General features: G+C 38.3%; 11 protein-coding genes. 10 read left to right on the top strand and 1 reads right to left on the bottom strand.

The window, feature by feature from the left end:
- Positions 1-190 precede the first annotated feature (190 nt).
- The gene (locus tag LS482_RS01600) at positions 191-541 is read right to left on the bottom strand and encodes a winged helix-turn-helix transcriptional regulator (protein WP_233029992.1); all 351 of its coding nucleotides are present in this window, start codon (positions 539-541) and stop codon (positions 191-193) included.
- A gap of 97 nt (positions 542-638) precedes the next feature.
- Here LS482_RS01600 and LS482_RS01595 point away from each other — a divergent pair, with 97 nt between their 5' ends.
- The 10 genes from LS482_RS01595 (at position 639) to LS482_RS01550 (ending at position 11,925) form a co-directional block, all read left to right on the top strand.
- Positions 639-1,337, top strand: a complete 699-nt coding sequence (locus LS482_RS01595; RefSeq protein WP_233029991.1) for a nitroreductase family protein — start codon at positions 639-641, stop codon at positions 1,335-1,337.
- Positions 1,338-1,565: 228 nt separating this feature from the next.
- On the top strand, positions 1,566-4,142 hold the full coding sequence (locus LS482_RS01590) for a toxin-antitoxin system YwqK family antitoxin (RefSeq protein WP_233029990.1): 2,577 nt from the start codon (positions 1,566-1,568) through the stop codon (positions 4,140-4,142).
- 184 nt (positions 4,143-4,326) lie between these two features.
- Positions 4,327-5,160 (top strand): hypothetical protein, encoded by an 834-nt coding sequence (locus tag LS482_RS01585; RefSeq protein WP_233029989.1) that lies wholly within the window; start codon positions 4,327-4,329, stop codon positions 5,158-5,160.
- A gap of 313 nt (positions 5,161-5,473) precedes the next feature.
- Positions 5,474-6,187 (top strand): hypothetical protein, encoded by a 714-nt coding sequence (locus tag LS482_RS01580; protein ID WP_233029988.1) that lies wholly within the window; start codon positions 5,474-5,476, stop codon positions 6,185-6,187.
- Positions 6,188-6,274: 87 nt separating this feature from the next.
- On the top strand, positions 6,275-7,150 hold the full coding sequence (locus tag LS482_RS01575; RefSeq protein WP_233029987.1) for a hypothetical protein: 876 nt from the start codon (positions 6,275-6,277) through the stop codon (positions 7,148-7,150).
- 83 nt (positions 7,151-7,233) lie between these two features.
- Complete coding sequence (locus LS482_RS01570) at positions 7,234-7,935, top strand: hypothetical protein (protein ID WP_233029986.1); 702 nt, start codon at positions 7,234-7,236, stop codon at positions 7,933-7,935.
- A 139-nt stretch (positions 7,936-8,074) separates the two neighbouring features.
- A complete protein-coding gene (locus LS482_RS01565; RefSeq protein ID WP_233029985.1) occupies positions 8,075-9,745 on the top strand; it encodes a hypothetical protein in 1,671 nt (556 codons plus the stop codon).
- Positions 9,746-9,812: 67 nt separating this feature from the next.
- Positions 9,813-10,586 (top strand): hypothetical protein, encoded by a 774-nt coding sequence (locus tag LS482_RS01560; protein WP_233029984.1) that lies wholly within the window; start codon positions 9,813-9,815, stop codon positions 10,584-10,586.
- An 18-nt stretch (positions 10,587-10,604) separates the two neighbouring features.
- Positions 10,605-11,129: a hypothetical protein gene (locus tag LS482_RS01555; RefSeq protein ID WP_233029983.1), complete on the top strand. Its 525-nt coding sequence runs from the start codon at positions 10,605-10,607 to the stop codon at positions 11,127-11,129.
- A 55-nt stretch (positions 11,130-11,184) separates the two neighbouring features.
- Entirely contained in the window at positions 11,185-11,925 is a 741-nt protein-coding gene (locus tag LS482_RS01550; protein ID WP_233029982.1) for a hypothetical protein, read from the top strand.
- The last annotated feature ends 39 nt before the right edge of the window (positions 11,926-11,964 follow it).

Raw genomic sequence — 11,964 nt, 5'->3', positions numbered from 1 at the left:
CAATTCATATCAAAACAAAAGCTACCTGTTCGGTTGCCTGAAAATCAGTAAAGTAATTTTTCGCTGTTTTTTTTATTTCCATTTGAGAGTATAGCTCTTCGTGTCCCGTTTGGAAATTATTCCTTGACAATCCCCCGATTTCGCATGGGAAACCGGTGAATTAAACAATCTCTTTCTGAGGAAAAGGCAACTATTTCTCAATGATTTTTTTTCGGTGTTCGGTTCCCCAATCTGACAGGTTATCAATTACAGCCTTTAGTTTCTTACCGTATTCAGTAAGTTCGTATTGAACGGTTACAGGTTGAGTGTCCATCACAGTTCTTTTAACAAGATCGTTCATTTCCATATCTTTTAATTCCTTGCTCAACATTTTATTGGATATTCCTTTTACTTCGCCCAACATTTCTGAGAACCTTCTTTTTTGATAATAGCATAAAACTGCAATAATGGATATTTTCCATTTTCCGCCAAGAACATCCATGGCATCATGTACTGCCATAATATCCTTCTTGCAATCGCTTTGAAAATTCTTGTCTTCCATAAGTTACTTTGTTACTCAAAAGTTACTGTTACTTTTTGATACTTAGTTACAAAACTAAATTATTTTTACTATAGTTTTGTCATAGAAAAAAATAATTATGGGATTATTGGATGATTTAAAGTGGCGTTACGCTACAAAGAAGATGAACGGAAAAACCGTTCCGCAGGAAAAACTGGAATACATACTGGAAGCTGCAAGACTTGCACCGTCATCTTCCGGGTTACAGCAGTACAGAATTATTGTGATTTCTGATAAGGCGCTGTTAGAAAAAATAAAAGGTATTTCGTATAATCAAAGTCAAATTACCGATTGTTCACACCTACTGGTCTTTGCAGCCTGGGATGGATATACCGATGCACGTGTTACAGAAGTATTTAACTATACGATGGACGAACGCGGTTTGCCACATAGTACTATGGATCAATACAAAACTACCATTTTAAATCTTTATGAGACTTTAGGGCAGGAATGGCAGGCACATCATGCAGCAAAGCAAAGTTATATCTCTTTTGCCATGGCCATTGCTGCGGCAGCAGAACAAAAAGTAGATGCAACCCCTATAGAGGGATTTATTCCGGAAAAATTGGATGAACTTTTAAAGCTAAAGGATAGCGGTTATAAGAGTACGGTAATTTTGCCTTTAGGGTATCGGGAAGAAAATGAAGATTGGTTAGTCAACATGAAAAAAGTACGAACTCCCAAAGAAGATTTCGTAACAGTAATGACCATAAAAGATGCGGCAGATATTTATGAAACTCCTATGGAACAAAATCTCAATGACTTCATTCAAAAATAATTATCGTCACCGTTTTAAATAAAAGCCAGTCCGTGGAGGTCTCTTTTTTTATCTTTTTGGTTCGGCAGGGCTCCGTATATCACCCCGGGTTTTGCCGGAATGGGTGCAACGAAACAGGAGCAAAAATATAGTCTTTTCCCGGCTAATACTAATTTCCCTGAAAACAGGGATAAATGCTCTTGGGGTTTACAGGATATTTGCATGTAAATCATCAATAAAGCAGGTTGTATGCACCCGAAAAAAGTATTAATCACAAGTCCTGAAACTACGTTAATTAAAAGGCTTTTTATCACTATAGCACTCTTACTCACTTATGTTACGGTCTCGTTTGCCCAACAAGATACTCTCTGGTTTGATAGTGGTTGGAAAAAAACCACCAAAGACAACGCCCATTTTTACAGGCTTCCCGTAAAAAAAGAAAAACGAAGACGGTACCGCATCAACGATTTTTACATCGATGGTACCAAACAAATGACAGGACTTTCCAGATACAAAGATTCCGTACACCTGGAAGGGAAAGCGGTTTGGTATGATAAAAACGGGAAAATAACTCAAGAGGAAACCTATAAAGACAATGTACTGCACGGCGTAAGTATATTGTATAAACCTCGCGGACCTTATGGTTCTTTTCGAGAAACTACGTATAAAAACGGGAAAAGGGAAAAGGAGGTTTTTTTTGGTGTTGACAGGAAGGGAGTTCGTTATGAAAATTATATGAAAGAGGGACGCATTTTTAAAAGTGTGTATTACGATAATGAAGGGAAATTGATAGGGAGTTATCATTTCAACAAGGATGATGATTCAGGAGAAGGGATACAAGTCAGTTATTATTCAGACCCCATGCGAGTGGAAAAGGTAAAGACCATCAAAGACGGATACGAAATTTATTCGTATTCCTTTTATCCCAACGGGCAAAAACGCAGCAGTTTTGACACCGACGGGAAAAAAGAAACCTTTTATGATGAAAAAGGGAAGGTGATGGGCGTATTACAATATGAAGGCGAACCGGAAAGAATGTTATACCTGGATGGCACACGCTATGAGTTTTACCATGATGGGCGGACGGTAAAAAAGGCAGAGACATATGAAGAGGGATATCAACTAAACCAAAAAGAATATAACACCTTTGGCATTTTAATATGCGAAGAGATTTTTGAGGATAACGAAGTGGTAAAAACCATCAGTTATACCGATGAAGGCGAGAAACTGGGGGTGCTTACCAAAAGAGACGGTATCCTGAACGGCACCATCCGCGAAAAGAACAATAACATTATTACCTACAGGAACAACGAACCGGTAAAAGCTGTAGTGCACTACCGGAATTCAGATAAGGTATTTGCTTCCCTGGAGAATTCCGTTATCAGTTATTATGACACTATCGGGAATCCCCTTGGGAAACTCAGGGTTAAAGTGGAGAGGGGGAAGTTTTTCCCGAACCGGTTGGAGAACGGTGGCTATAGCCCAACACCGGTAGAAGGCACACTGTTTAACGTGGACTATAAAAACCGGATTTCATTAAAAACACAGTACAAAAACGGAAAAAAAACGGAAAAAGCCAGCTACAAGTACAGAAAAGAAGCCGGCGTCGAAGAAGAAAAGTGTTTTAAAGAAACGGAAATATATAATGAATCCGGAAGTGTCATCAAACGTATTACCTATTTCAGCAACGGAAACAAGAAAATCGAGAAGAGAAAACCCAATGCAGAAGAAAACAAAGATGTATTCTTTAACAAAACCGGGAAACAAATCGCTGAATATGATTACAAAACCAAAACAGGTACTCTTTATATATACTTTCCACAGTCCGACGCTGTTCAGGAAATCAGTAAGAAAAAAAATGGTGGTCTTTTAAAACGAAAACGTTATCAACAGGTTTATGACAAGGCTTTGGGAGGCTACAAAATCGTGTTGCGCGAAGACATTGACATTAACAATGAAGCAAAATTTTACTCCAGACAGGGCAAGTTGATTGCCGGGGTCGTTTTTACCAACGGAAAACCCACCGGGACGTTCTATGATTTTAAATCAGGGAAAAAAGCGGAAATGAAAAACGGCGTAAAGCATGGGACGTATATTGACTATGCCGGCGATGAAAAGACCATTAGAAAACAAGGCTACTATGTAAACGGTGAAAAGCATGGTACTTTTATCAATTTCGTTTACGGTATCAAGCAAAAAGAAGAGAACTTTAAATACGGTAAAAAAGAAGGCTATACCATTTATTATGACAAAAAAGGGAACGAGGTATCTCAGCTCCTCTACAGGAATAACAAGCCTTACGAAGGTCGGAAAACGTTCAGCTTTGGCAATGAAAAAGTATACGAAGAGGGTGCTGTTATCAAAGAAATCAGAACAACAGAAATTAAAGAGCGCGATAAATATGTTACTGTGAAAACCGTAACCGAACATTTGCCTGGCCGAAAAAAACACACCACCGTTTATGACCCGGATAGTAATACCTTGTTGACCTACACTACGGTAGATAACCTGCTGCACGGAAAGGTTGTTCAATATGAAAAGAACAAGCCCAGGTACAAGTCAGCTTTTTATGAAGGCGAGTTAACAAAAGGTACGATATGGGTAAAGTGCGACACCCGATACCGGTCTGAGGCTTACTCCAGGTTGCATAAAAAGAGCAATACGGTATATGTGAAAACTTACAACAAGGACGATCAACTTCTTTTCAGTGCCGAGATCAATCCCGGGTTATACAAAGATTACGGGGAACGGGTTTTGTCGTATAAGCTGGGGATTAAAACAAACATTAATAAGCGGGACCTTTTCATTACGGGGTTTGATGATTAGGAGTTGATGTAAAATAATTGTCCCTGACAATTAATAAATATTGAATATGAATCACTTCATTATTTACTGCTGCTGTTTTGCGCTGTGTTTTTTATCCCCCCTTTTTATGTCGGCACAAAGCAGTAATGTTATGGATCGGGGAGAGCTGGAATGGACACTACATAAAGAAAAACGGTGTTATGAAGTGACAAAAAAAGATGGCAGTCCGCTAACAGAAGGATTTTACACCGCTGCAATGATGGACCTGTTCGACGCAAAACCGGGACGTATTTCTTTCCACATCAATAATCGGGGGCAAATTCATGGAAAACTTATTATAAAACCGGAAGGAGGGGATATATGTTCTGAGGATCAATTTTCAAATGGCTGTTATCATGGAGAATCCATAATGATTCAGAACGGAAAGGTTATTGTCAGAGCTGTTTTTAAGAAAGGGCTTCTTCTTTATGAAGAAAACTATAGTCCGGAAGCGGAAGGACAACTGATTGCTAAATCTACCTGGAAATACAAAAATGATAAAATCCATATTAGTACTGAAAAGGCAGATGGGACAAAAGGCGAAGAGCTAAAGGATAAAAAAACGAATATAGCTACATATAAGGAATATGACAAAACCGGTCGTTTGCAATTTCTGCAAATAAAATCTGTAAAACACCTGCCGAACGGCCGGAAAAAAAGGAGTATCCAGAGGTACGTTAATGAGAAACTTGAATGGGAACAGGAAATAACCCGAAAGTCAGGAAAAATAGTTCTGGAGGAGGAGAAATACTACGCCAATGATGGAAACTTATCAAAAAGGATTGTGTTTTATCCCCGGGACAAAACAAAAAGCGAGCCGTATAGTCGTGAGATTTTATATTGGACGGATGGAAAAACAAAAAAGAAAGAGCATTTATCGTACTATAAAGAAGGGAAAGAATTCCGGACAATCAGAAAGTATAATGAGCAGGGAAGGCAAGTTGACGAAATAACTTATGACATAACCCGAAACCTTGTTACTCCTGATGATAAGGATTAGATCGGTAATATATAAAAATTAAATGCCCTGTTTTCGGAGATAAGGGCTTTATTCCCGATGATTATAGCAAAACAAATGAAACAATGAAAAAACTGATATTGCTTACAATGGTGGTTACCCTATTTTCTTCCTGTAGCGACGATGATACGGTTAAACCAAACACTTCAACTGGCATTATTAAAGGGACTTGAAAACCTGACAACGGGACTACAATCCTGCATTACAGGACCTTATTGACAATGATTACGCTGATTAACTTCTTTTTAAGCGGTCAGTACGATGCAGGTTATAAGCAATAAACGAAAACAGAAAAATGAAAAATAGCCACCTCATCAGCTTTTTTGTCCTGACCTTATTTCTTGGCAGTTGCGTATCGAGGTTGCAGAGACATTCATTGTGTGGGACCCTGGTAGATATTCATAAAAAGCCTGTAAACAATTGTAATGTCGGGGAAACCAAAACAGATAGCGCCGGTTATTTTTGCCTTCCCGAAATCAGATATAACCGGTTTTTGCCTGCTGAAATACTTCATACTGAAGCCCCTTCCGTTTTCTACAGGGAGGCTATTGCAAAAGAAGGTTATAAACGCAAAACCATAGACTATTTCAATAAATTCGGGGGAGGCCTTAAAAAAGGTGCTCACAGGGAGCTGGACACTATTTATCTTGTAAAGGAAGAACCTTCCAAAGCTGAGTTGAACCAGTTGTTACAGGGCCAATGGGAAATGCGGTTCGGCAAAAACACCGACATTATTTATATGGTACGATCCGGTTTTGAAAAACTGTGCAAAACAGCAGAATGCCGTCTTTTTCAGGCAAATTCTTTTAAGCGGGGAACCGGATCAATGATATTTATGTACGATGGGTTTTCCGCAAAGACGGCCGGAACCAGTGCTGAAATAAGCGGCACCTGGCAGGTTGATGAAGATCACTTCATTAAACTCCAAAGCAATAGTAAGGCCCTGAACGGTATGTTTTACCTGACAGATTTTAGTTATTCCTACCTGTTTCTCACCAGGTCGAATTAAAATTCCCTGTTTTCGGGGATGAGCGCCTCACTTTACGGTTCTATTTTTGACAATTATAAATGGTAAAACCGAAAAAACAATCGGATAATGAAAAAATACACTACTCAAATTATTTACCTTTTGCTGGTTATCACAGCATTTACATTTACGGCTTGCAAAGAAGACAAGAAGAGTGACACAATCACCATAACGCGCGCAAATGATATAAACGGCAACTATACTTTAACCCTGGAAAGAAAAGAAGGCACGGGGAGCGAATACATTACATCGCATAACCCTTCCGTTATCAATCACGAAATGGAACTGGCAATTTCAAAAAACGGGGAGAACAAATATAAAGTCGAATTAAAGGAATTTTCCATACAACTGCCTGCCCCGATGTGTACATTTGTCTATGATACCCGTGCAGACACGACAGGGAATACGGGAGGGCCTTTCGGGCTGGTCACTTTTAAAAAAGAAAAACAGGAACAACTGAATGAGCTGTTGGAACATTACAGAAAACTGAGAGGCAGTAGTTTTCTGTTTGAAAGAAATACTGACGGTACTTTTAAGTTTACATCCGGAGGGGTTGCCTGGGAAGATTATAAAAACGACCTGAAAATGCGAACGGAAGACCCGGAAGAAGAACTTATGAAGTACATCAATTCCGATTACCTGGGAACGGTGTTAAACGAAACCTTTAACTATGCCGAAGGGGAATTTACGCAAAATACTCCCATAGAAAAGCGTGGAGCGAAATATCAACTGAATTCCGGAAAATCCCCGGAAGAGCACGAACTGTTCAAACAAACAAAAAAGACCGACCAGATTACCACCGTTAGAACCCTGTTGGAAGGAACAAAAGGGCAATGGAGTCAGAGCAAAATCGTAACTACAGGGTTTAGCCCGCATCGTGTAAACGGAATAAACGATATTACGATGACAACCACTACAGTTCGAAAAAAGAAACAGGACGATTAGAAGAAATAAAAAAGGCATTCCCGAACAGATAAAAGATCTCCGGATAAAACATGCGCAGGCACACAATCATAAAGTTATACGCAATGAAAACTAACAATTACATATTATTATTAATGGCTTTTATTATGGTATCATGCAATAGTAAAAAGCCACTGGAATGGAATGATGATATCGCTAAACTTACCAACAAAGACCTGAAAGGCTGGTTACGCAAAGCTCCTTTTAAAAATGAGTGGAATATTGAAAAGAATGACGATGAGATTGTTTTCACCAATCTTGATCAGGTATTTCCATTTATGGGAAAGTTTAAGAAATTCGATAAAACCCCGAAAGACACAAAACCTGTTTACCAGGAAGAAAATATAGTTTTTCAGGATGACGAATGGGGCGATTCTTTTATGTATGGTATGTTGTTATATCAACCTGAAGAACTGTTTTTAAATGAGACTTATCGCGAAAGCGGAAATGTTATTTTTTCAGGAACCAATGCCATTCACGAAAGTTATACCGCCAGCTTATCCGAAACCTATCTGTACGAAAAAAACGAGAATTACAAAGCCGTGGTTTACTGGGTGCGTTGTAACTATAAAAGTTACCTTTTCGGATACTATCAACAAGGACAATTGGTCGTTGAATTTGGTTTTCCCTGTAATAGAAATAACCAAAAAGAAGGTTTACAAAAACTAAAGGAAATTAATCATGCGTTAGGTCTTAATATTGATATGTGGGAAAAAGCTACGACTGAAAACCTACAAATAAACCCGAGACCCTTTAGTTTTAAATAATGCTAGATCAGCATGCTTAAAAACAATTTATAAAAATCCGGTACTGAATTCTGAGGCTTTTTAACGTTTCCGAAAGCTCGGGTTGTCTTTACGGCCTGTAAAGGACCGCGACCAAAATCAAAATTCAGATTTATAAACGATGATTAAAACAGAAACAAAGCACGCCTTTTTTTCACTTGTGGTAACAACTGTTCTCATATTTGTCGGTTGTAAAGAGAAGTATCTTCCGGCAGTTGACCCTGCAACGGTAGAAGAGATAGGCCCTTATGCCATTACCCGAACGGAAAACCTTACAGGTCTGTCCTTAACGCTTCCTTTTCATTATTACATTGAAGATGGCGGAGAATACGCTGTCTGGGCTCCCGATCTGGTCAAAGAACGAAGTCATTATGATCCTTATCACGCTAAAGGCCGGGCCAAAATAAAAACCTATGTCTTTAGATCTTATATAAATGATTCAATTGGCCACAGCAGGAGTTTATATGTTTTTAAAAACAAAGATTCGACCGCTATTTCGGTGGAAGCGCTTTTCGAAGATAAAAGCCCGGCTGTTTTTGAAGAAGAAAGATCTGCAGGCTATTATGTAATATATAAAGATAAAGCGAGTATTGTGTACAGGAGCAGGATAGGAATGTGTTATGACCTTCATCACTTGTACTCAAAAAAAGACAGTACCCACATTGTACTATCAGATTACGGTACACACTACGGTTATCCTTTCAACATTGATAAAAAGGGAGACACTATAAGACAAATCGGCGGTATGCACACAACCGGCATGCATAATTTAAAACTTGCCAAGGGCTTATTGTCTAAAAAAGAGGCAGAACAGTCCCTTGTTTTGGACTGGGATTTGTACGAAAAGGAAGTTCGTCCGGACTACCTGCCTGATTATCTGAAACCATATACCGATGCTGTCCCGCAAATAAAACAGACCATCGATTCCTTTGGCCACAGCAGGAGTTTATATGTTTTTAAAAACAAAGATTCGACCGCTATTTCGGTGGAAGCGCTTTTCGAAGATAAAAGCCCGGCTGTTTTTGAAGAAGAAAGATCTGCAGGCTATTATGTAATATATAAAGATAAAGCGAGTATTGTGTACAGGAGCAGGATAGGAATGTGTTATGACCTTCATCACTTGTACTCAAAAAAAGACAGTACCCACATTGTACTATCAGATTACGGTACACACTACGGTTATCCTTTCAACATTGATAAAAAGGGAGACACTATAAGACAAATCGGCGGTATGCACACAACCGGCATGCATAATTTAAAACTTGCCAAGGGCTTATTGTCTAAAAAAGAGGCAGAACAGTCCCTTGTTTTGGACTGGGATTTGTACGAAAAGGAAGTTCGTCCGGACTACCTGCCTGATTATCTGAAACCATATACCGATGCTGTCCCGCAAATAAAACAGACCATCGATTCCTTGCCGCCTGGCAGTGTGGTAGAACGATCTTTCCCTGAAACCGCTTATATCGGGATGGTTAAACTGAAAGAAGAAAACAAATTATCCGCAATTTTTACCACCAAAACAACAGGTGAACAATTGGCCGCATTACTGAAAAGAATAGATGCTAGAAGCTATGAGTTAACAGAGAATAGGAGCCATACGGTAAATGTCCATTTTAAGGACAGTACAAACCTGCTCCTTTCCGTGGAGAGTCCTCCTTACTATTCAGAACCCGACAATATTTATATATCAGTCACAAGAACCACGGTCAATAAACATAGAATGCTTTTATATTCGCGTACAGAGACCAGGGAAATGGGAGCGTTTTACTTAAGCTTTTTTAAAACGATCTGATCCTTGTAATATATAAAAACTGAAAACATACGCTCAAAATAAATTATAACATAAACAAAACCCTGGAATGATAAAACCTATATACACAACCGTTTTTTTACTATGCTGCATGGCAAGCTCGTATTCCCAAAACGAACCCAAAAATGGCTTAACTGAAAAATTAGACTCCATTTTCAGAATACATTACGGCGAAAACCATACACAGAAACAACTTAAAACTGCTAAAAAGACTGTGGACAGTATTTTAACCCACGCTTCATTTTCCGATAGGATCGCTATACAGGGAAATTACGATCTTCAAGTGCCAAAAATTAAAATGTTTTTTTCGAAAGACAAAAAAGTCAGGATTATTAAAATCTCACCCTTTAATTTACCTGGATTAAGACTTGTTCAATATAGCGATAACCGTGAAGAGTTGTATCGGTTTTCAACTTATTTATCACCATTGAAGTTAAACGGTGTAGCACGAGTGTTGATAGATGACATTTACCATTTAAGTACAGATGACTATTTGTTTACGGTAACTAATTTTGATCTTTGGACCTCTCCTGTAGATACGCGGGCTTTTGTGGTAAATATGGCATCTAATAAACTCAATTCCAATCCCGATATGCTGTTCAAAAGTGCTATTACCGTCCATTTTAACCATTATGGGGCAAAAGCCGATACAAAACCCTTTTTTAAAATTGTATATGATGAAAAAAATGGCCTCCTGACAACGCCCGTACACCGCAATAGCAAAATAAAAGGGGTGAATCTTTATAAATACAATCGTAAAAAGAGAAAATTTGTTTTTTTAACAATGAAAGCCGCGGTACAAGAAAAAGGTTCTGAACACTAACTTCATAAAAAGCAATCAATGGGACGAATTATTCTGATTTTGTTGACCTTAATAAGCTATGTTTCCTTTGGGCAAGACCGTCAATTAATTCAGATTGATACCGAAATAAGCACAATCGAAGCTAATACCACCTTAGAACTAACTGAATTTGACCCGGCTAAACGAACAGAAATCGCCACAGACGGCGGTAGGATTTTAAAAATTTGGCACCAAAAAAAACAAATTCACAAAATAGCAGAGGAAATCGGGCTTTCTTATGGCCGGATACGAACAACGGTTTATTTAAAAAATGGTATCCCTGTCAAAATCATAGAAACCGAAGAGCACTTTGAACAAACCCATAACGGATTAAACGATCAAAAACTAACCGAGGTTTACAAGGCAGAACGGTATGTTTTCGATTGGGAAAACAATAAATGCACCATAAAACAGGCGGGAAAACGGGTTTTAAGTGAAGATAAAAATGCACATATTGATTATAAACAGGTAATAGAACGAGCCCGAAAAGTTATAGCAGAGCAAAATAGCAACAAAAAACCCTGAAAATAGGGATAGTATACTTGGCACAACACCATACTTTTGACAAAACCACAACAGTATGAAAACAGTACGTACCGTATTATTTTTATTGTTTTTTATTGCAATGTTATCGAAAGTGATGGGGCAAACGGATAATGACACCATTTTATATAAAACCGATTCCTTGTCCGTCACTTATAAAACGGCGACGTATCAAAACGCTGTAATTTACAATGCAGATAAAGAATTGGCGGCTTTAGAAAAAGAAGATGCTGAAAGTGAATTTAGTATTTTTTATACGCCGTTATCATTAGTGGGCAATGTCCTGTCATACGAAAAAAATACTGCGGTTTTTCCGCAAGGCGGGTACTTTAATCAAAATAGCTTTATAGAAACCGTAAATGTTGTTACCCGAAAGCCTTACAGCATTTTAAATATAGCCGATGAAAAATCCCTTCTAAAAGCCCTTAAAAACGATACATATTTAAAAACATCGGGGGAGGTAGATACGCTTCAACTCAAAAAGTGTGTAACGTTTGCTGATGCTTTAGCCGTATTAAACAATCAACTATCGGACTATCATCACTTTTCTCCGTATAGTTATGCTATATTGGGTTATGACGATGTTAAAAACAAGGTTTTCATCAGGCTGATCAGAACACTCCCACGGAGTATGACCCTTACGGAATACCTTCAGTTGGGATTAACGGTAACCCCCACCAAAACTTTTGAAAAGAAACTAAAAAAAACAGGAAATTTTTATTTAGGTACCTTTAGAAGAGGCCGGTTGGGATCTCAAAGTTTTTACAAAGAAGAATAAACCTTTTTCTTCATTTTCAGCAAACTAATAATTTCAGAC

The organism is Sinomicrobium kalidii (genome assembly GCF_021183825.1).
GTDB lineage: Bacteria > Bacteroidota > Bacteroidia > Flavobacteriales > Flavobacteriaceae > Sinomicrobium > Sinomicrobium kalidii.
Note: the sequence above shows the minus strand (reverse complement) of the source record. Positions and strands in the feature narration are given on the sequence as shown.

Bases quoted from the DNA above. Each gene is read 5' to 3' on its own strand.
- LS482_RS01575 (WP_233029987.1), top strand. From the start codon at position 6,275: ATGAAAAAATACACTACTCAAATTATTTACCTTTTGCTGGTTATCACA.
- LS482_RS01565 (WP_233029985.1), top strand. From the start codon at position 8,075: ATGATTAAAACAGAAACAAAGCACGCCTTTTTTTCACTTGTGGTAACA.
- LS482_RS01550 (WP_233029982.1), top strand. From the start codon at position 11,185: ATGAAAACAGTACGTACCGTATTATTTTTATTGTTTTTTATTGCAATG.
- LS482_RS01595 (WP_233029991.1), top strand. From the start codon at position 639: ATGGGATTATTGGATGATTTAAAGTGGCGTTACGCTACAAAGAAGATG.
- LS482_RS01570 (WP_233029986.1), top strand. From the start codon at position 7,234: ATGAAAACTAACAATTACATATTATTATTAATGGCTTTTATTATGGTA.
- LS482_RS01555 (WP_233029983.1), top strand. From the start codon at position 10,605: ATGGGACGAATTATTCTGATTTTGTTGACCTTAATAAGCTATGTTTCC.
- LS482_RS01590 (WP_233029990.1), top strand. From the start codon at position 1,566: ATGCACCCGAAAAAAGTATTAATCACAAGTCCTGAAACTACGTTAATT.
- LS482_RS01600 (WP_233029992.1), bottom strand. From the start codon at position 541: ATGGAAGACAAGAATTTTCAAAGCGATTGCAAGAAGGATATTATGGCA.
- LS482_RS01580 (WP_233029988.1), top strand. From the start codon at position 5,474: ATGAAAAATAGCCACCTCATCAGCTTTTTTGTCCTGACCTTATTTCTT.
- LS482_RS01560 (WP_233029984.1), top strand. From the start codon at position 9,813: ATGATAAAACCTATATACACAACCGTTTTTTTACTATGCTGCATGGCA.